Origin of the sequence: Rhizobium sp. BK512, assembly GCF_014194915.1 — a bacterium.
Classification (GTDB): Bacteria; Pseudomonadota; Alphaproteobacteria; order Rhizobiales; family Rhizobiaceae; genus Rhizobium.
In genome coordinates, this window is sequence record NZ_JACIAS010000007.1 from 465,916 (window position 1) to 487,557 (window position 21,642).

Consider the following 21,642-nt stretch of genomic DNA (forward strand, 5'->3'; position numbering starts at 1 on the left):
AAGTCGGGACCATACAAGGCCATTTTACATGACGACCATCATATTTGTTGCATATTGATGATGGACATCATATAAATTGTCAAGCGACCATTTCCGGAGACGAAAAATGCGGGTTACCCGCGAGAAATTTGCAGAAAACCGCGAGAAGATCCTGACGGCAGCCAGCGTGCTCTTCCGCGAGAACGGGTTCGACGGCGTCGGCGTTGCGGACATCATGAAAGCCGCTGGTCTGACGCATGGCGGGTTCTACGGTCATTTCGAATCGAAGGACGATCTTGCCTTGGAGGTCAGCCGCAAGCTGATCGAGCGGGTGGAGGAACGCTGGCGTGAGTTGATTGTCGGCCATCCAGACCGTCCGCTTCAGGCGCTGCTCGATCATTACATCCATTGGCGCACGGTCGACGATCCCGGTGGAAGCTGCGTCTTTGCGTCGCTGATCCAGGAGGTCAGCCGCAGCGAAGGGGCGGTTCGTGCGACCTTCAGCGAGGGCTTGTCCACGCTGGTCGATGTGTTGAAGGAAGTGGTGCCCGGCGCGACTGAGGAAGAGCGCCGTGCCAATGCGACGACGACGCTTTCATCGATGATGGGGGCCGTCATTCTTGCCCGCGCGGTCGAGGACCGGGCGCTCGCCGAGCAATTTCTGGTCACGATGCGCCGCAGGCTCGATCCGGCGCAATCATCCTAGGGCATTCGCGCATTCCCGTTGCAAAACGGCTCCGCGCTTTTGCTGGAGTTGCTTCAGTCTCGGAAGGCGATCATCGCAAGGCCTTCGACGATTTCAGTAAAGGTGCCGTTCGGCGAGAGCGCTGCGAGTTCGCTGCGGAAGGCTGCCTCGAATTCTTCTGTCTTGTCGCCCAGCGCCTGTGGAGAGGTGACGGACATGGAGAAGGCGCGGCCGATTATGTCCTCCGTCCCGATTATCCGTTCGTTCACGATGCCAATGCGTTCGAGGTTGCGGAAGGGGGAGTGCAGCAGGACCGTCTCGTGGGGTCCGAATTCCGGCGCGCGGCGCAATTTGCGTTCGGCGTTTTTTTCCGGCGAATAGGTTTCTGACAGCTGATGCAGGACATCACGCCAATCCGGTGCGGCCGCGATATGCCTGTCGGAGAAGAGAACGACAGCGCCATCGCGAGCGATGAGCTTATCGAGTGCTGCAAGCGTTGCCGGGCGGTCCATCCAATGGAAGGCGCGGCCCATGACTGCAAGCTTCAACGGTGCCAGATCCTGGCCGAGATCGTAAGAGGAACCCTGGATAAGCCTTATAGTGACCGCGGCTTCGGACGCATTCTCGCGTGCTGCATCCAGCATTTCCGGCTCGGGATCAATCCCGATTACATCGGCGCCGGCGAGGCGTGCAAAGGCGATGCCGAGCGGTGCCGGGCCGCAGCCGAGATCAAGCAGACGATCACCGGGTTTCAGGCCGGTTCGTTCGGTAACGCGTTCGATCAACCTGTCCGGATAGGGGACGCGGAAGCGGCTATAGTAGGTAGCGGTGGTGCGGAAGCGGCGAGCTTCGTAGGGAAAGATGGTCATGCGGTGGGCCCTCTGTTTGCCCGAAACGGCTAAGGCCTAAGTGTGACCAGCTCGTGATGATCTGCCTCGATGTCGTGACCCAGCTGAGCACTGATATTCCATGCGCGGCGCTCGCCTGAAAGTCCCGACTTTGGAAATTGAAAGGGTCTCCCTCCGCACCAGCAGAGGGAGATTGCCGGGGCGTGTTATTTAAAGCCCGCAACATTGTGCGGGATATAGGGGGCTTCGAGTGCGGCAATGTCTTCGGCGCTGAGTTTTACGGTCAGCGAGCCGACGGCATCCGTGAGGTGTTGCGCCTTGGATGCGCCGATGATCGGCGCGGTGACGGCACTTTTCTGCAGGATCCAGGCGGTGGCGACCTGCGCGCGGGAGATGCCATGGGCCCTGGCAATGTCGGCGACCTTCTCGACGATCTTGCGATCGGCATCTTCAGCCTGCTTGTAGAGCGTCTTGCCGAATTCATCGGTCTCGCTGCGGTTGGTCTTATCGTCCCAGTCACGGGTCAACCGGCCACGGGCAAGCGGGCTCCAGGGAATGACGCCGATCATCTGGTCTTCGCAGAAGGGCAGCATTTCGCGTTCTTCCTCGCGGTAGAGCAGGTTCAGATGGTCCTGCATGCTGACGAATTCCGTCCATCCGTTGAGGCGGGAGGTATAAAGCGCCTTGGCGAACTGCCAGGAATACATGGAGGAGGCGCCGATATAGCGCGCCTTGCCGGCTTTCACGACATCATGGAGAGCTTCGAGCGTTTCCTCGATCGGTGTTGTGTAGTCCCACCGGTGGATCTGGTAGAGGTCGACATAATCGGTGCCGAGGCGGCGCAGGCTGTTGTCGATCTCGTCGAAGATCGCCTTGCGCGACAGGCCGGCGCCGTTCGGGCCGGGGCGCATGCGATTGAAGACCTTGGTGGCGAGAACAATATCCTCACGCTTGGCGAAATCCTTGATGGCGCGGCCGACGATCTCCTCGGACGACCCATTGGAATAGGTGTTGGCCGTGTCGAGGAAATTGATCCCGAGTTCGATCGCCTGCCTCAGCAATGCGCGGCTTCCTTCTTCGGGCAGGCTCCAGGCGTGGTTTCCACGGTCCGGATCGCCATAGGTCATGCAGCCGAGGCAGATCTTCGATACTTCGAGACCGGTTTTCCCGAGTTTTACATATTCCATAAAAGTGCTCCGTGATGAATTTCAGCGGCTCCCCAGGCGCATGCGCATGATGTAGTGCAGAAATTGACGAAGTCTCAGTGAGTAGGCGGAGAATGTCTTCTGCAGTTAGCGCAATAATACGTGATGCGCAGGCGGGATGTCGTCTTATCCTTGCGGATTACAATGCTTGCACATTCGACCGGTGAGGTGTTAGCTGGTGCAGCATTTTACTGGATCATGCGTATGAAACTGCCGCCCGGCGATCGATATGACACGCTCTACCGCGATTTTTCCTGGCAGATATCAAAGGATTTCAATATCGGCCGTGCCGTCAGCGACGATTGGGCCGCGCGTGATCCCGATCGCGTCTGTCTCGAACATTTTAGTCCCGACGGCCACCATCTGTCTTTGACATATGGCGAGCTTGCCGCCCGCTCCTCATCCTTCGCCAATGCGCTGTCAGCACTTGGCATCGGCAGGGGGGATCGGGTTGCGCTACTCCTGCCGCAATGTTTCGAGACGGTCGTTTCGCATGTCGCGATCTACAAGATGGGCGCAATCGCGCTGCCGCTGGCGCTGCTCTTCGGGGTCGAGGCCCTGGAATACCGGCTGAAGGCTGCGGGCGCGACAGCCGTCGTCACCAACGGCTTCGGGCTTGCGCGCATCAACCAGATCCGCGACCGGCTGCCTGACGTCAAGCACGTCGTCTCGATCGAGGGAGAATCGGCTGGTACGCTCGGTTTTGCCGAGCTGGTCTCTGCCTATTCTTCCGCTTTCGAAATTGCGTCGTCAGGCCCGGACGAGCCAGCGCTGATGATCTTCACGTCGGGCACGACGGGGCCGCCGAAGGGCGCACTGCATGGTCACCGGGTTCTCGCCGGCCATATTCCCGGCATGCAGTTTGCCCATGAGGGCTTTCCGCAGGCCGGAGACAAGGTCTGGACGCCATCAGACTGGGCCTGGGCGGGCGGGCTGCTCAACGCGCTGCTGCCGAGCCTGCTGCTCGGCGTGCCTGTCGTCTCCTCGCCGGCCCAGAAATTCGATGCCGACATGGCCTATCGCATCATGGCCGAGATGAGGGTGCGCAATGCTTTCATTCCGCCGACGGCGCTCCGGCTCCTGAAATCCGTCGAGGAGCCGCGCTCGAAATACAATCTCGTGCTGCGCACCATCGGTTCGGCAGGTGAATCGCTGGGGCGCGAAACCTACGAGTGGGCGCGCCGTACGCTTGGCATTACCGTCAATGAATTTTACGGGCAGACGGAGTGCAATTTCGTGCTGTCTTCGAGCTTTGGCTTCGGCGTGACCAAAGCTGGCGCGATCGGGCGCGCCTCACCTGGTCATAGGGTTGCTGTTGTCAGCGACGAAGGTGACGAACTGCCGGTCGGAGAGCAGGGGCAGATCGCAATCGCCAGCCCTGATCCAGTAATGTTTCTCGGTTACTGGAACGATCCCGATGCGACAGAGAGGAAATATGCCAAGGGTTGGCTGCTGACCGGCGATATCGGCCGGCAGGACGCGGAGGGTTATGTCACCTTTGCGGGTCGCGACGACGACGTCATCACCTCATCTGGTTACCGTATCGGGCCTGCAGAGATCGAGGACTGTCTCATCGGCCATCCGGCCGTGCAGCTTGCTGCGGCCGTCGGAAAGCCCGATGCGCTGCGCACGGAGATCGTCAAGGCCTATATGGTGCTTTCGCCGGGCTACAACCCGAGCGCGGAACTGGCAGCGGAAATCCGGGACTGGGTGAAAACCCGGCTTTCGATGCACGAATATCCGCGCGAGGTCGAATTCGTCGATGCCCTGCCGCTGACGACGACGGGCAAGGTCATCCGGCGCCTGCTGCGGGAAAAGGCTGCGGCGGAAGCTAAAAGCTAACCGCGGCCGGCGAGCGACATGATCTTCTCGCGTAGCATCTTCGCCATGTTGCGGGTGCTGCGGTACATGTGAAGCTGAGCCGCGACCTGTCGCATGTCGCGGTCACCGTTCTGGGTGAGGCCGATCACCAGTGTGCCCATCTCCTCGCGTTCCTGCCAGAAGCGGCTCATGATCGGATGATCCGAGACCGCGCAGGAATCTGAGCGTACGACATTGGCATCGTCGAGATGCCATTCGGTCAGTTCGCTCATTAGCAGCTTGCCTGGCGAATAACGGGAGTAGCTTTCGTCGTAGGCAGTCTTCCAGGTATAGGCCTCGCCACCCATCATCAGTACGACCACGGCAGCAATCGCCTTGCCGTTGATGTCGATCGTGTGGATGCGGACGGCATCGACTTCCGCCAGATTGGAGACGGCCTCGCGGGCGAACGCGGTGTGATAGCGGTCGGTCACCAGCGCACTGCGGCGCTTGCCCTTCCAGCCGCCGGCCTCAAGCGCGAGGAACTCCTCGAAGCGCAGGTGGATTTCGCGTGGCTGGCGGGCAACGGTGTGGACGACATTGCCAAGCTCCTCGAGAAGCCGCCACTGACGACGCATCTCGCGCTGGTGAGAGGAGGATATGGTGCGGCCGAGATAGACCATGGCGTCGTCATCGCTTTGCAGCATCGGCCGCTCATAGGGATTGGCAACTGTCAGCGGCAGGTTGCGGCTGAGGGCCACCGCCTTTGCCATCCGTACGAAGATGCCGTTCAGCCGTACATCCGGCAACACCAGTGTGCCCGGCAGGCCGAGGTCCGGCGTGACAAGGCCTTCGAAGAGGTTGTCGAGCGTCTCCGCCGCTTCCTCTGCATCGACCAAGGGGGTGCCGAGCGGACCGAAACTGTTTGCCCAGCCGCGGATGATCGACGGGCCAACGGCAAAGCCGGGCTTGTCGACCGAGAAGGGCATGAGCAGGCGCATGCGGCTGCGATGTTCGTTCTCGTCGCGGATGATGGCGAAATTCACCTGCCGGTCTTCCAGACGCGGCATGGCAGGCGCCAGGAAACGGCCGCTGAAAAAGACGTTCGGTTCCATCGCGCGGTTGGAGAGGAAGTCCAATTCTTCCTGCAGATCGTAACCCAGCCTGCCGGGGTAAAGGCAGAGCTCGCGCCCCAGCCGGCCGATTTCGATCCGTGCTTCAGCCTGCGGCGCCTCGAACTTGAGCGCGGCGAGATCGTGAACCATGCGGTTCGCGTTGCTGTCGGTGCTCTCGGTGATGGGTGGTACACGTACCATCTATCGGGCTCTCATTTCTGGCGTTGCGATGGAAGGGGTTGCGAAGGCGAAAAGGGCGAAGCCGAGCGCACGACGGACAAAGACATGCAGCAGGATCGCTTCCACGGCCATGGCGGAGGTCGTGGCGATTGCCGTGCCGACAATGCCGTAGTGAGGGATCAGCAGGAGATTGAGGCCGACATTGGCGGCGAGTGCTCCGGCGTAAAGGGCGACACAGAGGTTCTGCTTGCCCGCCATCATCAGCAGCGTCTCGGCGGGGCCGACCAGCGCCTTGGCAAGGATACCGGCCAGCAGGATCGCCATCAACACATAACCGGCTGTAAAGGCGCCGCCGAAGAGTGACAAGAGCATATGACCGGCGGCCAGCACCGCGAGACCGGCACCAAGCGCAGGCCAGAAAGTCCAGCGCGCGGCATCGATAGCCGCAACTGCGAGATCGGCGTGGTTGCCCTCGGCAATGATCGAGGAGAAGCGCGGGCCGGCGGCGGCCTTCACCGAGAAATTGATGAAATGTACCAGCGCCATGGTCTTGGCCGCTGCGAAATAGATCGCAACGTCGTGCGGCTCCAGAAAGATGCCGACGACGACGACATCGGAATTGGTCAGCAGGAAGCTCACGCCTTCGATGAGGAAGATCGGAAATGCGACACCGAGCCATTCCACGAAATCGACCTTGCGCGGGCCGGCATCGTAGTGTTTGCGCATCCGATAGAGCGTTGCGGCATATTGGCCGAGTGCCGTGACGAAGGTCGCCGCGAGCGCTGCCTGCATGGCGGTGACTGCCGTATGCGGCGCGTCGAAGAAAATCGCAGCCAGCATGAAGAGGATGATGAGGATCGGCCTGACAATATAGACCGGGCTCAGCGCCATGACGGGCCAATGATTGGCCCGCGACGTGCCCTCGAGGATGTCGCCGAGCGCGATCATCGGCATCGCCATGAGGCCGAGGAAGATCGGAACCAGATAGTAGCTCTCGATCCTGTCGCCGAAGAAATGCAGGCCAAGCATGCCGGCGATGAGAACGGTCGTGCCCGAGACCATTGCAAAGATGCGCGCAATACCCGTCAGGCCGCGGATTTCGGCGAAGGCGCCGGCAGCGCGATATTGCGGCAGGAAGCGGACAATCGCGGTGTGGAAACCGAGGCAGGAAAGATCCCCGCATAGAACGACCAGCACCCAGACGAAAACGAAGATGCCGTATTCATATTCTCCCATCAGCCGGGCAAGTATGATCTGCGACAGGAAGGCGAGGGCCGCACTCAGAATGCGGATCGAAAAGGCGATCAGCGCCATACGCTGGGCGGCGGCCTTGTCGCCCCGTTCGGTCAGGACCGCGGCAAGCATGCGCCGCGCCCGGCCGGCGATCGGCCGCAGCCCCGCGGGCAGCATCTTTTCCGCTGTTTCTATGACCGCCATTCTGAACACGCAAAACTCTAAGGGCAGGGCATTCGCACGGCCAAGTCTTGCCAGACCAGGGTTAAGAAACGGTATGCCCGGCGAGGAGGTCTTGCCTGTCGCGGTGATCCATAATTGGGCGGAATTACCCAAGAAAAATGGCGCCCGAGGGCGCCATTCTCAAACCTGTTCGAAAGCACCGTGGCAGTGCTTGTATTTCTTGCCCGAGCCGCAGGGGCAGGCTTCGTTGCGGCCCACCTTACCCCAGGTCTGGGGATCGTCAGGATTGCGATTTTCCGGCGCCACGATCACTTCCTCTGCCTGGTAAGTCGTGTTGGCGAACTCGTCCTCGCCCGTCGTCGGGTCGAGGTGATGCGCCTGCATGAGCGGCGGTTCCGGCTGCGGCGGAGCCTGCTGCACCAGCTCGACGCGCATCAACTGCGCGGTCACAGCCTGGCGCAGATTGTTGAGCAGCGATTGGAAGAGCTCGAAGGCTTCAGACTTGTATTCCTGCAGCGGGTCGCGCTGGGCGTAACCACGGAAGCCGATGACCGAACGCAGGTGATCGAGATTGACGATGTGCTCGCGCCACAGATGATCAAGCGTCTGCATGACGACCTGACGCTCGACATAATGCATGATGTCGGGGCCAAAACGCTCGACCTTCTCGTTGAAGGCGGCGTTGGTGGCTTCCGTCAGGCGCTCGCGAATATCGTCCTCGCCGATCCCTTCCTCCTTCACCCAGTCCTCGACCGGCAGATCGAGATTGAGGATGTTGGTGACCTGTGTCTTCAGGCCTGCGGCATCCCACTGTTCGGCATAGGCGCGCTCGGGGATATGGGTGGTCACGAGATCGTCGACGACTTCGCGGCGCATATCGGACACAGTCTCGGAAATGTTCGGCGCTTCCATCATCTCGACGCGCTGTTCGAAGATGACCTTGCGCTGGTCGTTCAGAACGTCGTCATATTTCAAGAGATTCTTACGAATATCGAAGTTGCGGGCTTCGACCTTCTTCTGGGCGCGTTCCAGAGCCTTGTTGATCCAGGGATGGACGATCGCCTCGCCATCCTTGAGGCCCAGCTTCTGCAGCATGCTGTCCATGCGGTCGGAGCCGAAGATGCGCATCAGGTCGTCCTGAAGCGAAAGATAGAACTTGGAGCGGCCGGGGTCGCCCTGACGGCCGGAACGGCCGCGCAACTGATTGTCGATGCGGCGGCTTTCATGGCGCTCGGTGGCGATAACGTAGAGACCGCCGGCGGCAAGCGCCTTTTCCTTGAGCGCCTTGATTTCCTCGCGGATCGCCTCGACTTTCGCGTCGCGCTCGGCGCCCGGCTCGATTTCGGCGAGCTCATGCTCGAGACGCATGTCGAGGTTGCCGCCGAGCTGGATGTCGGTACCGCGACCGGCCATGTTGGTGGCGATCGTCACCGCACCCGGCACGCCGGCCTGGGCGACGATATAGGCTTCCTGTTCATGATAGCGGGCGTTCAGGACCTGGAAGTTCGTGAAGCCCTGCTTGCGCATCAGCTCGGCCAGGAATTCCGACTTTTCGATCGAGGTTGTACCGACAAGCACCGGCTGGCCGCGCTTGTGGGCGTCCAGGATCTCGGTGATGATCGCCTTGTACTTTTCCTCGACAGTCCGGTAGACCTCGTCGTCTTCGTCGATACGCTTGATCGGGAGATTGGTCGGCACCTCGAGAACGTCGAGATTGTAGATGTTGCCGAATTCTTCCGCTTCCGTCTGAGCCGTACCGGTCATGCCGGCAAGCTTGGCATACATGCGGAAGTAGTTCTGGAAGGTGATCGAAGCCAGCGTCTGGTTTTCCGGCTGGATTTGCACCTTTTCCTTGGCTTCCAGCGCCTGATGCTGGCCTTCCGAATAGCGGCGGCCCGGCATCATGCGGCCGGTGAATTCGTCGATGATGACGATCTCGCCGTTGCGGACGATGTAGTCCTTGTCGCGCTGGAAGAGCTTGTGAGCCTTCAGCGCATTGTTGATGTGGTGAACGATCGCGACGTTTTCGATGTCGTAGAGCGAGGCGCCCTTCAGGAGGCCGGCCTGCTTCAGCAGGTTTTCCAGCTTCTCGGTGCCGACTTCGGAGAAGTTCGCCGAACGCTGCTTTTCATCGATCTCATAGTCTTCCGGCGTCAGTAGCGGAATGTAAGTGTCGATGGTGTTGTAAAGGTCGGAGCGATCGTCGAGCGGGCCGGAGATGATGAGCGGTGTGCGCGCTTCGTCGACCAGGATCGAGTCCACTTCGTCGACGATCGCGAAGTTATGGCCGCGCTGGACCATCTGGTTCGTCTCGTACTTCATGTTATCGCGCAGATAATCGAAGCCGAGTTCATTGTTGGTCGCGTAGGTGATGTCGCAATTGTAGGCGTCACGGCGCTCCTCGTCGGAAAGGCCATGGACGATGACCCCCGTTGTCAGGCCGAGGAAGCCGTAGAGACGGCCCATGGTCGCTGCGTCGCGCTGAGCGAGGTAGTCGTTGACGGTGACGACATGCACGCCTTTGCCGGCGAGTGCGTTCAGATAGACCGGCAGGGTCGCGACCAGCGTTTTACCTTCGCCGGTCTTCATTTCGGCGATGGCATTGGAATGCAGGATCATGCCGCCGACGAGCTGTACGTCAAAAGGTCGCATGCCGAGAACGCGGCGCGAGGCTTCGCGAACGACCGCGAAGGCCGGAATCAGGATGTCGTCCAGTGACTTGCCTTCTGCGAGGAGCGCGCGGAACTCCACCGTCTTTGCGGCAAGCTGCTCGTCCGTCAGCGCCTTGGTCTTCTCTTCAATAGAGTTGATTGCGGCGACGTTCGGCTGGAAGGACCGCACGCGGCGATCGTTGGCTGAGCCAAATAACTTGCGGGCAATACCGCCAAAGCTGACCATATGACTGGTCCTTTCTGAATATTCTTCCCCGACGTTTCTTATTCGCCACCCAGCCGAAAAACAGGCGCACGCTTGAAAACGCCCGGAAACTGTTCTGGACGCGAGGTTGCGTGACAGATAAGAGGGGGGGCAAATGATGTCAACGGATTTGGCTGATATAGAAAGGCCACATTCCGGTGTTGAAGGCTGTTTTCGGGTTGGATTCACGAAAGCTGAAGCCGGCGGCTATAATTGTGAAGGGTTATTTGATGTTGAGCAGTAAAAAACTTGCCGCGCTGGCGTTTACCGCCCTCGTGGCGTTTCAGGCTCCCGCCTTTGCCGATGACGCTGTCGTCGCCAAGGTCGGCAATCTGGAAATCCATCAGTCGGAACTCGATCTGGCTGTCGCCAATCTCGACCCACAGCTCGCGCAGCTTCCCGATGACCAGAAGAAGGTCGCCGCACTTTCGGCCGCCATCGACGTGAAGCTTCTGGCTTCCGACGCGACCGCCGAGAAGCTCGACCAGACCGACGACTTCAAGAAGCGCATGCAGTACCTGACCGACCGCGAGCTTCACAACGCCTACTTCAAGAAACATGTCGTCGATACCGTGACCGATGCCGACGTCAAGGCGCGCTACGACAAGGAAGTTGCCGCCCTGCCGAAGCAGGAAGAGGTTCACGCCCGCCACATCCTCGTCAAGACCGAGGACGAGGCCAAGGACGTCATCAAGCAGCTCGACGCCGGCAAGGATTTTGCCGAGCTCGCCAAAGAAAAGTCCACCGATCCGAACAAGGATGACGGCGGCGACCTCGGCTACTTCACCCGCGGCCGCATGGTCAAGGAATTCGAGGATGCTGCTTTCTCTCTCGAAAAGGGCACCTATTCCAAGACACCCGTGAAGACCGACTTCGGTTATCATGTGATCAAGGTCGAGGATAAGCGCGACGCTCCGCCGCCGCCGTTCGAACAGGTACAGGACCAGGTTCGTCAACTCGTCATGCGTGACAAGTATCTTGCGCTTCTGAACGATGCGAAAGCCAAGGCCAAGGTCGAGATCACGGACGAAACGCTTCGCAAGGGTTACGAAAACGCGAACAAGCAGCCAGAGCCGGGCGCCGAGCCCGTGCCGGCACCGGCGCCGCAGCAGTAATCATCAGCATTTGGGCCCGGTTCTTCCGGGCCCTTCACTATCATCGTCGCATTTCCGGATGGCGGACCGGCTTCCACTTCGCCTGGAAATGCATATTGGCAGGTCTCATTCTATGTCCGCTACCGTTTCTCCGCTTGCCCCGAAAACATTTGCCTCGCTGCCCGCGCTTCGCGGCGTGCGCATGGCGACCGCTTCCGCCGGCATCAAATACAAGAACCGGACGGATGTGCTGATGATGGTCTTTGATGCGCCGGCTGCCGTTGCCGGCGTTTTCACCAAGTCGAAGTGCCCTTCCGCTCCGGTTGATTTCTGCCGGACCAACCTGCCGCACGGGACGGCACGCGCCGTCGTCGTCAATTCCGGCAATGCCAACGCCTTTACCGGCCTGAAGGGCCGCGCCGCGACCGAGCTCACGGCAAAGTCCGCAGCTGCCGCCGTCGGCTGCGGCGAAAATGAAATCTTTCTCGCGTCGACCGGCGTCATTGGCGAACCGCTCGACGCCAGCAAATTTGCCGGTGTGCTCGACAAGATGCACGCCGATGCGACGGGCGATTTCTGGTTCGAGGCCGCCAAGGCGATCATGACCACCGACACCTATCCGAAGGTCGCGACCCGGACGGCTGAAATTGGCGGTGTCGAGGTGACAATCAACGGCATCGCCAAGGGAGCCGGCATGATCGCGCCCGACATGGCGACCATGCTCTCCTTCGTCGTTACCGATGCTGCGATCGATTCCTCCGTCCTGCAGTCGCTCTTGTCTGCAGGCGTCGAACCGAGCTTCAACTCCATGACGGTTGATAGCGACACCTCGACCTCGGACACGCTGATGTTGTTTGCGACAGGTGCAGCAGCGACCGACGGACAGGCTCGGATCACGAGCGCGAACGCTCCGCAGCTCGGCGCATTCCGTTCGGCGCTCAACGACCTTCTCAAGGACTTGGCAATCCAGGTCGCCCGCGACGGCGAGGGGGCGACGAAGATGCTCGAGATCACCGTGACCGGCGCCGAGAGCGATGCCGCCGCCAAGACGATCGCCCTTTCCATCGCCAATTCGCCGCTGGTCAAGACTGCTGCTGCCGGCGAGGATGCCAATTGGGGCCGGATCGTCATGGCTGTCGGCAAAGCCGGCGAAATGGCCGATCGTGACCGGCTCGCCATCTGGTTCGGTGATGTGCGTGTTGCCGTCAATGGTGAACGTGACCCCAGCTATTCCGAGGATGCTGCCTCGGCTGTCATGAAGAAGCAGGATATTCCTGTGAAGGTCGACATTGGCCTCGGCTCCGGCAAGGCCACGGTCTGGACCTGCGACCTCACCAAGGAATATGTTGCGATCAATGGCGACTACCGGAGCTGATCGTTCGTTGATGCAGGCATCCCTTCAGAAGCAGAACCTGCCGCTGGTCCGGCGGCTGGAGGCCGTGGGCTTTCGCGCCTGGCCGGCCGCTTCCGTGCAATATGACGGAAGCTGGCAGGTTCGCCTAACCGCCGGCCATCCCTCCAACCGCCTGAATTCCATCGTGCCGCTCGATCCGTCCGACCATCGGGACGTCGAAATCAGGCTGGAGAAGGCAAGCCGTAAATTCGAGGCCTATGGCCGCTCCGCCGTGCTGCGCGAGACACCGCTTGCATCGCCTGTTCTGATCGACATGATCAAGGAACAGGGTTGGAAACGTTTCGATGAGACGGCCGTCATGGTCTGCGATCTCTCGCAGGCCGATCTGCCCGATACGCTCGATCACCTTCCAACACATGATGTTGGCCGGTTCGTCGATGCCAATCTCGCCGTCGACCAGGCATCACCTTCGATGAAGCCGGCGCTTGCCGAGATCATTTCTGCAATCAAGCCGCCGTCCGGTCTTTTCATGATCGAGGATACAATCCAAGGCTCGCTGGCAACGGTCCTCTGCGTGCAGGACAATGACCTTGCCGGCATTATGTCGCTGTCGGTCGCCGACAGCCATCGCCGCAAGGGGCTTGGTATCGAGATCCTGACGTCGGCTTTGCGCTGGGCGAGGATGCGAAGCGCCCGTACAGCCTGGCTGCAGGTGAAACTCTCCAATGCGCCGGCAATTGCTCTCTATGAGCGTCTCGGCTTCCGTGATGCCTATCACTATTGCTATTGGCGGGAGCGTTGCGAATGAGCGAAGCCGGAAGGAAATTGCTCCTGGTCGCAGCCTGTGCGCTGATCGATGCGGATGGGCGGATCCTTCTGGCGCAGCGGCCGGAGGGCAAGTCGCTTGCCGGCCTGTGGGAATTTCCCGGGGGCAAGGTCGAACCAGGCGAGACGCCCGAGGAAACGCTGGTGCGCGAACTGAACGAAGAGCTCGGTATCTCGACGAAGGTGCCATGTCTTGCGCCGCTGACCTTCGCAAGCCACAGCTACGATACGTTCCACCTGCTTATGCCGCTCTATGTCTGCCGCCGCTACGAGGGCATTCCGCATGGTCGTGAGGGCCAGGCAATCAAATGGGTGCGCCCGCAGGCACTGCGCGATTATCCGATGCCGCCGGCCGATGAACCGCTCATTCCGGTGTTGCAGGATTTACTTTAGCTTTTGTTGATTATTGGGACGAAACGTCGATTTCGCCTGTGGATATTAATCGATCATTTAGCACCTTCTGGCAATGATCGGCCTCACTCAAGCAACTGGCGTGTGTGTATTTAAGGGCTTGACGTCATGGACGACGATTTCTGGAAAGCTGTGCGCGAAAAGGAACGCGCTTCTTCGTCTGCTTCACGCAGGACGGGGGCGCTCAATATTGCCCTTCTCTTCGGTACCGCTGTAGTGGCGCTGACCCTTATCCTGACGCCTATGCTGGCGGATTCTTCCAAGAAGAGCGTGCTTGCCAGCGCGCCGGCTGATTTCGACACGATCACCACCGGTTCCATTCCGAAGGTGGAGAATGGCGCGAAGAGCGAGAACGGCAAGCGCTATACAATCCGCCGCAGCGTGCTCCAGGATACGCCTGGCTCTGTCTGTGTCGTCCAGGGCTACGGTGTTGGCGCCGGCTGCTGAGGAAATCAGGCTTCCGTCGCCGGGGCTTGCGAATGTCGTTGCTGTCTTGCGCGCAAAAGGGTTGGGTTGATGGATTTGCTGAAGAAATTTCTGACGGACAGAAGCGGTGCGACGGCGATCGAATATGGATTGATCGCAGCGCTGATGGCGGTTGCCCTTATTGGAGGCCTCGGTGTGTTCACCGATGGCCTGCGCGGCGTGTTCAATACCGTCGAGAATAACCTGACGATCAACTGAGCCATCCGTCAGGCCTCACTGCTTCAGTTTCTGCTCTTCCACCTTCAATGCGTCAGCAAGCCGTGCCTTGGCCGATCCCGGTTTCAGGGGCTGCTGCTGGCTTTCATGCGGTGCCCATCCAGACACATAGATTACTGAAAATGTTGCGCGGATACGGCCGTCCGGGTCTGAATAGCGCTCGGCATAGATTTCCGCTGCGCGCAGGAAGAAGGCACGCGTCAGCGGCTTGCGGCTGCGAGCAGATAGCGGATTCGTCATGCCCATCGCTTTCAGGTCACGCATCAGCGGAAACAGTGAATCATAGCGGACAGTGTAATTCTCCGCATCGATGACGGGCAGCGCAAAGCCTGCTCGCTGCAGCAAACCGCCGACATCGCGCACATCGGCGAAGGGGATGACGCGCGGGCTTGCCCCACCGGTCATCTCGATTTCGGTTGCGAGCAGCACCTCGCGCAGTTCCTGCAGCGTGCCGGCGCCAGGAATGGCGGCCAGGAACAAGCCGTCCGGTTTCAATGCGCGGCGAATCTGGATCAAGACACCGGGTGTGTCGTTGGTCAGGTGCAGGTTGAGTGGTGCAATCACCAGATTGGCTGATTGGGGCGCGAGCGGCACGTCTTCGAGCGGTGCTTCGAGAAAAGATTCACCGGGCGCGACATAGCGAATGTCGCTTTCCACGCGGGTGAGGCTGCCGACCTTGCCGGTCGCGATCGCCGCATGGGCGGCCGCACCCGTCGTGCCGTGCAGTTCTACCGCATGTTCGAAGCTGCGCTCCACGACGGCGAGGCGGTCTGCCAGTTCCTCGGCGGCGATATCGAGCAGGAAGCCTGCTTTCGGGTCGTTATTTGAGAGTGCGCGCCGACGGTTTGCGGCGATCTGCGCCTTGTCGAAGATGATATCCATGGCGATGTCCATATTCCCCCGTCCGGCAGGCGGCAAGGCGATTTTCCTCTGGCGCGACGCGCCAACGCGTCTCGCGGCCCTTCAGATCAGCCTGCCACACTTTGGGTCTTCGTTTTTACGCATGTCACTCTCGCAAAACCGCTACACACTTTTGTGCGACATGCTTTAGTCTGCCTCATATGGGGACGATCGGGATGAAAAGTGAGGCAGTGCGGATATGGGCGCAGTTTCTGCAGCCGTTTTCGATGCTTGCCGATCTTGTCTATCCGCCGGCCTGCGCGGCTTGTGGTGTTTCGACAGGCGGTCACCGCGGGCTCTGTGCCAAATGCTGGTCCGAAGTCCGCTTCATCGAGCGCCCTTATTGCGAGGTGCTCGGCCTTCCCTTTTCTCATGATCTCGGCGCCGGCATCCTGAGTGCCGAAGCGATCGCCAATCCACCTCCCTTCGATCGACTGCGTTCAGCAGCCACCCTCGATCACGCCGTTCGAACCTTGGTCCATGGTCTGAAATACCGCGATCGTACGGATCTCGCACCGATGATGGCCGCCTGGATGCTGCGCGCCTCGGACGGCATGGTCGAACGCTGCGACGCCATCATTCCGGTTCCCCTCCATCGCACCCGCATGGTCTCGCGCAAATTCAACCAGGCCGCAGAGCTTGCCCGACATTTGGCGGGGCTTGCCGGAAAGCCGCTATTGCCGGCAACGCTCCTGCGTGTGAAGCGGACCAGCCAGCAGGTCGGCCTTGGTTTGCGGGCGCGCGAAGACAATGTCCGTGGCGCTTTTGCAGTTGCCGCGGGCAGGGAAAGCGATGTCTTCGGAAAACGCATCGTGCTTGTCGATGACGTGTTTACGACAGGAGCGACAGTTGGTGCGGCAACGCGCGCGCTGCGCAAGGCGGGGGCCTCCGATATAACGGTTTTGACCTTTGCAAGGGCTATCGCAGAAACTATATGACAGAAAGAAAACAGCACTGTCTGGAGAGCTTCATGGTACCCGTTACCATCTATACGCGCCAATTCTGCGGCTATTGTGCACGCGCCAAATCTCTTCTTGAAGAGAAGGGCGTCGACTATGTCGAGCATGACGCGACCTTCTCGCCCGAGCTTCGCCAGGAAATGCTTGGCAAGTCGAACGGCCGCACGACCTTTCCGCAGATTTTCGTCGGCAGCACGCATGTCGGCGGTTGCGATGATCTCTACGCGCTCGATCGGGCAGGCAAGCTCGATCCGCTGCTGGCTGCCTGAGGAAGAGCGATGAGGTTCACGGCCGCCGCCATCCAGATGTGTTCCGGTGTCGATCCGGAACGGAATGCCGCTTCGATGGCGCGCCTCGTCCGAGCAGCTGCCGCGCAGGGCGCCACCTATGTGCAGACGCCGGAAATGACCGGCATGCTGCAGCGTAACCGGGCTGCGGCAAAAGAAGTGCTGCGCGACGAGAGCAATGATATCATCGTCAAGACCGGCTCGGCGCTTGCGGCTGAGCTCGGCATCTATATGCATGTCGGCTCGACGGCAATTGCGCTCGATGACGGCAAGATGGCCAATCGCGGTTTCCTCTTCGGACCTGACGGCAAGATCCTGAACCGCTACGACAAGATCCATATGTTCGACGTCGATCTCGACAACGGTGAGAGCTGGCGCGAAAGCGCAGCCTATCGCCCGGGGTCAGAAGCGCGCGTTCTGTCTCTGCCTTTCGCCGAGATGGGTTTCACTATCTGCTACGACGTGCGTTTCCCACAGCTTTTCCGTGCGCAGGCGGTTGCCGGTGCCGAAGTGATGACCGTTCCGGCCGCTTTTACGAAGCAGACCGGAGAGGCGCATTGGGAGATCCTGCTGCGGGCGCGTGCCATCGAAAACGGCGTCTTCATCATCGCGGCAGCGCAGGCTGGCCTGCACGAGGACGGTCGGGAGACATTCGGTCATTCCATGATCATCGACCCCTGGGGCAAGGTGCTCGCGGCGGCCGGCCCGACTGGCGAGGCCGTCATTTTGGCAGAGATCGATCCGGCGGCTGTGAAGGTCGCGCATGACAAGATTCCAAACCTTAAGAACGGACGGGAGTTTTCCATCGAGAGGATTGCGGGGGGAATCTCGGGAGGCGTCGCAGCTTGATCCGCTATTCCCTCATTTGTGAGAATGCCCATGAGTTCGAAGGCTGGTTTTCAGAAAGCGCGGATTTCGACCGGCAGGTCGCAAGCGGGTTTCTGACCTGTCCCGTCTGCAATTCCGCCTCCATCTCGAAATCGCTGATGGCGCCGTCGGTCTCGACTGCACGCAAGAAGGACGAGATACAGTCTGTTGCCATGGACGTGGCTCGCCGCGAAGCCTTCCTGAAGCTCAAGGAAGCGGTTGCAGCGGTCAAGGCGAATTCGGAGGATGTCGGGACGCGTTTTCCCGAAGAAGCCCGCAAGATCCATTATGGCGAGGCGGATGCTCGCGGCATTATCGGCCAGGCGACACCCGATGAAGCGCAGTCGCTGGTCGAAGAGGGCATCGAGATTGCTGCCCTGCCGATCCTGCCTGAAGACGTGAACTGATATGGAGACTGCGCGGCTGGCCTTCTATAATTTCGGCCTGCATGTCGCACCTTCTGACAGCAGGGCCGTCGAAGGCTTCGTTCTTCGTGAACCTCCGAATTTCGAAGCTGCCGCCCGGGCGTGCGGCTTTATTGGCCGCTCAGGCTATCCCGGATATCCCGGCCCCAGAAGCTGGGGGCCGCAGGTTTTTCCGCGTTACATCGAGGGCAGCGGTTTCACCTCCGCGCCATCTTCCCTGTCATTATGGGCCGATATCGAGTCTCTGATGGCTTTCACCTATAATGGTGTTCATGCCGACGCCCTGAAACATGCCCGCAACTGGAATGTGAAGCAGACTTGGCCGCCGCTCGTCCTCTGGTGGGTTTCAGCCTATCATCGGCCGGACTGGCAGGAAGGTGTGGAGCGTCTCGAATATCTTGCCGACCACGGCGCAAGCCCGAAGGCCTTCAACTTCAAACAGCCCTATGGGCCTGACGGGGCGGAAATTGTGATCGATCGCGACCACGTTAAAGAGATTGCCGCGCGCAATGCCGAGACGCAGAAGGATCTGCTCGCTTTCGTCCAAACTTTGAAAGTCTAGACCGTCGGGATCAAGCCGGCCGCTTTGCCAGCAACATATAGTTCACATCCATGTCCTTCGACAGGTTCCACTGGTTTGCCAGCGGATTGAAGAAGACGCCTGTGCGGTCGATGATTTCGAGGCCGTTTGCGACGAGCGGTTTTTCCAGCTCTTCGGGGCGCACCAGCTTTTCATATTGATGCGTGCCGCGCGGCAGCCAGCGCAGGACATTTTCGGCGGCAAAAATGGCAAGCGCGGCCGCCTTCATGGTGCGGTTGATGGTGGCGACGAACATCAGGCCGCCCGGCCGGACCATGCCGGCGCAGGTATTCATGAAAAGCTCGACATCAGCCACATGCTCCACCACTTCCATGTTGAGCACGATATCGAAGGCCTCACCGGCCTCGGCGAGCTGCTCGGCGGTGACGGCGCGATAATCGACCGTAACACCCGATGCCTTGGCATGGGTTGAAGCGATGCCGATGTTTTTTTCGGAGGGGTCCGCGCCGACTACTTCGGCCCCCATACGGGCAACCGGCTCCGACAGAAGGCCGCCACCACAGCCGATATCGAGCACGCGCAGGCCTTCAAGCGGTTTGGCACTCTTCGGATTGCGAGAAAAATTCTCCGCTGCCTTGTCGCGGATATAGGCCAGGCGAACAGGATTGAACTTGTGCAGCGGCTTGAACTTGCCGGTCGGGCTCCACCACTCGGCTGCCATGGCGGAAAAGCGATCGACTTCGCTCTGGTCGATTGTTGTTTTGGCCGCTTCGTTCATCTGCCGCTCCTTCATGTCCTGTCAGTGAAGTCGGATGATCGAGACGATAAGTCAAGGGCGCTCAGGCTGCACCGGAAGCTTGGGATAGATCTTAAAAAACGAGCGAGCCTCAAGACATTACAAAACCCCGCGTCTTCGCGGGGTTCGTATCAAAAGTCATGCGGGTTCAGCGGCACTGACGGCGCGGGCCGTATGTGGGCTGGTAGGTGTTGTCATACGCGCGGTATGAGCGATAACGGCTGTAGCAGTAATCGGCATGCGAGTTGCCCGTCTGCACGCGCGGCTGCGAGGCTATAATGCCACCGATGAGTGCGCCGGCGGCCAGGCCCCCGATAATGGCGCCGGTATTGTCATGGTGCCGATAATACCGGTCGCGGTAGTATCGGTCGCCATAGTAGCGGCGGTCCCTGTCCCATCCGCGATCATAGCGATAACGGTCCGAATAGCGGTAATTGCGGCCCCAACCTTGATTATAACGAGGGCATTTCGTGAAGTTGTTGCAGCCCACCTGAAGAAGCTCGGCCTGGTCGCCGTCGGCTTGGGGTTGCACTGTCGACTGGACAGGGTTTGCCGTATAGGCCGGCCCCGCCCAAGCGGGCATTCCGGAGAATGCGGTTGCTATCGACAGTGCAATTATCGCTAATCTTCTCATTCTGCTCACCAGCTTTCTTGATGTATCTATTGCTGTTTAAACGCATTTCGGACCACTAAGTTCAATCGCCTTCGTGTTCCGGTTTGACGGGTATGGTGAGAGGGATGTTTGGCAGGGGCGGCGCGGGTCGTTTCCGGCGAACTCCTGTCGTCTCCACTTCACCCTTTCCCCGCCCTTGCCACCCCTTGCCAAACTCGCTAAGAGACGCGCCAACTTTCGTCCTTGGTTGGCGGGGCTAGAAGCGTTCCAGAAACCAGTATTTCCGGGCTCTTCGGCCATTCGGCAGCCGGGGTTTTCTGATGCCCGGGAGGGCAATGCGTCTCCCGGCGGTTTGTGAACGCGTGGCGTACCGGAGAAGCAAATCCCGTTTCCGGCAGTCGCGCGCGGGTCGTGGTAGAGGCTTATGGCACGCATCGTTATGAAATTCGGCGGAACCTCCGTCGCTGATCTGGACCGCATCAAGAACGTTGCCCGCCATGTGAAACGTGAAGTCGACGCCGGCCATGAAGTGGCGGTCGTTGTTTCCGCCATGTCCGGCAAGACCAATGAGCTCGTTGGCTGGGTGCAAGGCACGCCGAAAGTGATCGGCGCGAACTCGCCTTTCTACGACGCGCGCGAATATGACGCCGTGGTCGCCTCAGGCGAACAGGTCACGTCAGGCCTTCTGGCGATCGCGCTGCAGAGCATGGGCATCAATGCCCGTTCCTGGCAGGGCTGGCAGATTCCGATCCGCACAGACAACGCGCACGGCGCCGCGCGCATCATGGAGATCGACGGCACCGATATCATCAAACGCATGGGCGAGGGTCAGGTCGCAGTCGTTGCCGGCTTCCAGGGGCTTGGCCCCGATAACCGCATTTCGACGCTCGGGCGCGGCGGATCGGACACGTCGGCAGTGGCGATTGCGGCCGCAGTGAAAGCCGACCGCTGCGACATCTATACCGATGTCGATGGCGTCTATACGACCGATCCGCGCATCGAGCCCAAGGCCCGGCGCCTGAAGAAGATCGCCTTCGAAGAAATGCTGGAAATGGCATCTCTCGGTGCCAAGGTTCTCCAGGTACGCTCGGTGGAGCTTGCCATGGTGCACAAGGTACGCACCTTCGTGCGTTCGTCTTTCGAGGATCCCGATGCTCCGGGCATGGGTGACCTCTTGAACCCGCCCGGAACGCTGATTTGTGACGAGGATGAAATCGTGGAACAGGAAGTAGTCACCGGCATCGCCTATGCCAAGGATGAGGCTCAGATCTCGCTTCGCCGTCTTGCCGACCGGCCGGGCGTTTCCGCTGCGATCTTCGGTCCGCTTGCCGAAAGCCACATCAACGTCGATATGATCGTTCAGAACATCTCCGAAGATGGTTCGAAGACGGACATGACCTTCACCGTTCCCTCGGGAGATGTCGAGAAGGCCATCAAGGTCCTCTCCGACAACAAGGCGAAGATCGGCTACGACGTTGCACAGAGCGAATCGGGGCTGGTGAAGGTCTCGGTCATCGGCATCGGCATGCGCAGCCATGCGGGTGTTGCGGCGACCGCCTTCCGGGCACTTGCCGAAAAAGGCATCAACATCAAGGCAATTACAACTTCGGAGATCAAGATTTCGATCCTGATCGACGGTCCTTACGCAGAACTCGCTGTCAGAACTTTGCATTCCTGCTACGGTCTGGATAAGAATTGATTCCCAGCGGGCGGCCTGCCCCTTC

22 protein-coding genes are annotated in these 21,642 nt (G+C 60.0%); 14 read left to right on the forward strand and 8 right to left on the reverse strand.

Annotated features, from left to right (window positions below; genetic code table 11):
• The first annotated feature begins 106 nt into the window (after positions 1–106).
• Positions 107–685 (forward strand): TetR/AcrR family transcriptional regulator, encoded by a 579-nt coding sequence (locus FHX06_RS25635; protein ID WP_112970897.1) that lies wholly within the window; start codon positions 107–109, stop codon positions 683–685.
• Positions 686–738: 53 nt separating this feature from the next.
• On the opposite strand, the gene FHX06_RS25640 is transcribed toward FHX06_RS25635, so the two are convergent.
• The gene (locus tag FHX06_RS25640) at positions 739–1,533 is read right to left on the reverse strand and encodes a class I SAM-dependent methyltransferase (RefSeq protein ID WP_113209678.1); all 795 of its coding nucleotides are present in this window, start codon (positions 1,531–1,533) and stop codon (positions 739–741) included.
• Positions 1,534–1,718: 185 nt separating this feature from the next.
• Positions 1,719–2,699 carry an aldo/keto reductase gene (locus tag FHX06_RS25645; RefSeq protein ID WP_113209677.1) on the reverse strand — a complete coding sequence of 327 codons (981 nt, stop codon included), beginning with the start codon at positions 2,697–2,699 and terminating at the stop codon, positions 1,719–1,721.
• A 222-nt stretch (positions 2,700–2,921) separates the two neighbouring features.
• Here FHX06_RS25645 and FHX06_RS25650 point away from each other — a divergent pair, with 222 nt between their 5' ends.
• Positions 2,922–4,559: an AMP-binding protein gene (locus FHX06_RS25650; RefSeq protein WP_113209833.1), complete on the forward strand. Its 1,638-nt coding sequence runs from the start codon at positions 2,922–2,924 to the stop codon at positions 4,557–4,559.
• On the opposite strand, the gene FHX06_RS25655 is transcribed toward FHX06_RS25650, so the two are convergent.
• The 3 genes from FHX06_RS25655 to secA all read right to left on the reverse strand — a co-directional run bounded on the left by FHX06_RS25655 (position 4,556) and on the right by secA (position 10,126).
• Positions 4,556–5,833: a GNAT family N-acetyltransferase gene (locus FHX06_RS25655; RefSeq protein ID WP_112545133.1), complete on the reverse strand. Its 1,278-nt coding sequence runs from the start codon at positions 5,831–5,833 to the stop codon at positions 4,556–4,558. The two genes, FHX06_RS25650 and FHX06_RS25655, sit on opposite strands and share 4 nt — an antisense overlap.
• Positions 5,834–7,249, reverse strand: a complete 1,416-nt coding sequence (locus FHX06_RS25660; RefSeq protein ID WP_113209676.1) for a lipopolysaccharide biosynthesis protein — start codon at positions 7,247–7,249, stop codon at positions 5,834–5,836.
• Between the two features lie 159 nt (positions 7,250–7,408).
• Complete coding sequence (secA, locus tag FHX06_RS25665; protein WP_113144836.1) at positions 7,409–10,126, reverse strand: preprotein translocase subunit SecA; 2,718 nt, start codon at positions 10,124–10,126, stop codon at positions 7,409–7,411.
• 248 nt (positions 10,127–10,374) lie between these two features.
• On the opposite strand from secA, the gene FHX06_RS25670 reads away from it, so the two are divergent.
• The 6 genes from FHX06_RS25670 to FHX06_RS25695 all read left to right on the forward strand — a co-directional run bounded on the left by FHX06_RS25670 (position 10,375) and on the right by FHX06_RS25695 (position 14,512).
• On the forward strand, positions 10,375–11,259 hold the full coding sequence (locus FHX06_RS25670; protein WP_112545155.1) for a peptidylprolyl isomerase: 885 nt from the start codon (positions 10,375–10,377) through the stop codon (positions 11,257–11,259).
• Positions 11,260–11,371: 112 nt separating this feature from the next.
• Complete coding sequence (gene argJ, locus FHX06_RS25675) at positions 11,372–12,613, forward strand: bifunctional glutamate N-acetyltransferase/amino-acid acetyltransferase ArgJ (RefSeq protein WP_113144835.1); 1,242 nt, start codon at positions 11,372–11,374, stop codon at positions 12,611–12,613.
• Positions 12,594–13,400: a GNAT family N-acetyltransferase gene (locus FHX06_RS25680; protein WP_112545137.1), complete on the forward strand. Its 807-nt coding sequence runs from the start codon at positions 12,594–12,596 to the stop codon at positions 13,398–13,400. Before argJ ends, FHX06_RS25680 begins: the two co-directional genes overlap by 20 nt.
• Positions 13,397–13,810 (forward strand): 8-oxo-dGTP diphosphatase MutT, encoded by a 414-nt coding sequence (mutT, locus tag FHX06_RS25685; protein WP_112970903.1) that lies wholly within the window; start codon positions 13,397–13,399, stop codon positions 13,808–13,810. Before FHX06_RS25680 ends, mutT begins: the two co-directional genes overlap by 4 nt.
• Positions 13,811–13,936: 126 nt before the next feature.
• Positions 13,937–14,275 (forward strand): hypothetical protein, encoded by a 339-nt coding sequence (locus FHX06_RS25690; protein ID WP_112545139.1) that lies wholly within the window; start codon positions 13,937–13,939, stop codon positions 14,273–14,275.
• Positions 14,276–14,344: 69 nt separating this feature from the next.
• Complete coding sequence (locus FHX06_RS25695) at positions 14,345–14,512, forward strand: Flp family type IVb pilin (protein WP_112545140.1); 168 nt, start codon at positions 14,345–14,347, stop codon at positions 14,510–14,512.
• Between the two features lie 15 nt (positions 14,513–14,527).
• On the opposite strand, the gene FHX06_RS25700 is transcribed toward FHX06_RS25695, so the two are convergent.
• Positions 14,528–15,412: a methyltransferase domain-containing protein gene (locus tag FHX06_RS25700; protein ID WP_183881280.1), complete on the reverse strand. Its 885-nt coding sequence runs from the start codon at positions 15,410–15,412 to the stop codon at positions 14,528–14,530.
• Between the two features lie 194 nt (positions 15,413–15,606).
• On the opposite strand from FHX06_RS25700, the gene FHX06_RS25705 reads away from it, so the two are divergent.
• Genes FHX06_RS25705 through FHX06_RS25725 form a run of 5 tightly spaced genes read left to right on the forward strand, consistent with a single transcriptional unit; the run spans position 15,607 to position 18,530 of the window.
• Positions 15,607–16,368 carry a ComF family protein gene (locus FHX06_RS25705; RefSeq protein WP_409564437.1) on the forward strand — a complete coding sequence of 254 codons (762 nt, stop codon included), beginning with the start codon at positions 15,607–15,609 and terminating at the stop codon, positions 16,366–16,368.
• Between the two features lie 32 nt (positions 16,369–16,400).
• Positions 16,401–16,658, forward strand: a complete 258-nt coding sequence (gene grxC / locus FHX06_RS25710) for a glutaredoxin 3 (RefSeq protein WP_112545142.1) — start codon at positions 16,401–16,403, stop codon at positions 16,656–16,658.
• Positions 16,659–16,667: 9 nt separating this feature from the next.
• A complete protein-coding gene (locus tag FHX06_RS25715) occupies positions 16,668–17,525 on the forward strand; it encodes a carbon-nitrogen hydrolase family protein (protein ID WP_183881282.1) in 858 nt (285 codons plus the stop codon).
• Positions 17,522–17,950: a DUF1178 family protein gene (locus FHX06_RS25720; protein WP_112545144.1), complete on the forward strand. Its 429-nt coding sequence runs from the start codon at positions 17,522–17,524 to the stop codon at positions 17,948–17,950. The genes FHX06_RS25715 and FHX06_RS25720 overlap by 4 nt, the downstream gene beginning before the upstream one ends.
• A 1-nt stretch (position 17,951) precedes the next feature.
• Positions 17,952–18,530, forward strand: coding sequence for a DUF3291 domain-containing protein (locus tag FHX06_RS25725; protein ID WP_183881284.1), 579 nt, complete (start codon positions 17,952–17,954; stop codon positions 18,528–18,530).
• Between the two features lie 10 nt (positions 18,531–18,540).
• Here FHX06_RS25725 and ubiG read toward each other — a convergent pair whose 3' ends face one another.
• On the reverse strand, positions 18,541–19,287 hold the full coding sequence (gene ubiG / locus FHX06_RS25730; protein WP_183881286.1) for a bifunctional 2-polyprenyl-6-hydroxyphenol methylase/3-demethylubiquinol 3-O-methyltransferase UbiG: 747 nt from the start codon (positions 19,285–19,287) through the stop codon (positions 18,541–18,543).
• Between the two features lie 166 nt (positions 19,288–19,453).
• Entirely contained in the window at positions 19,454–19,939 is a 486-nt protein-coding gene (locus FHX06_RS25735; protein WP_183881288.1) for a BA14K family protein, read from the reverse strand.
• Between the two features lie 403 nt (positions 19,940–20,342).
• Here FHX06_RS25735 and FHX06_RS25740 point away from each other — a divergent pair, with 403 nt between their 5' ends.
• The gene (locus FHX06_RS25740; RefSeq protein WP_112970910.1) at positions 20,343–21,617 is read left to right on the forward strand and encodes an aspartate kinase; all 1,275 of its coding nucleotides are present in this window, start codon (positions 20,343–20,345) and stop codon (positions 21,615–21,617) included.
• Positions 21,618–21,642 lie beyond the last annotated feature (25 nt).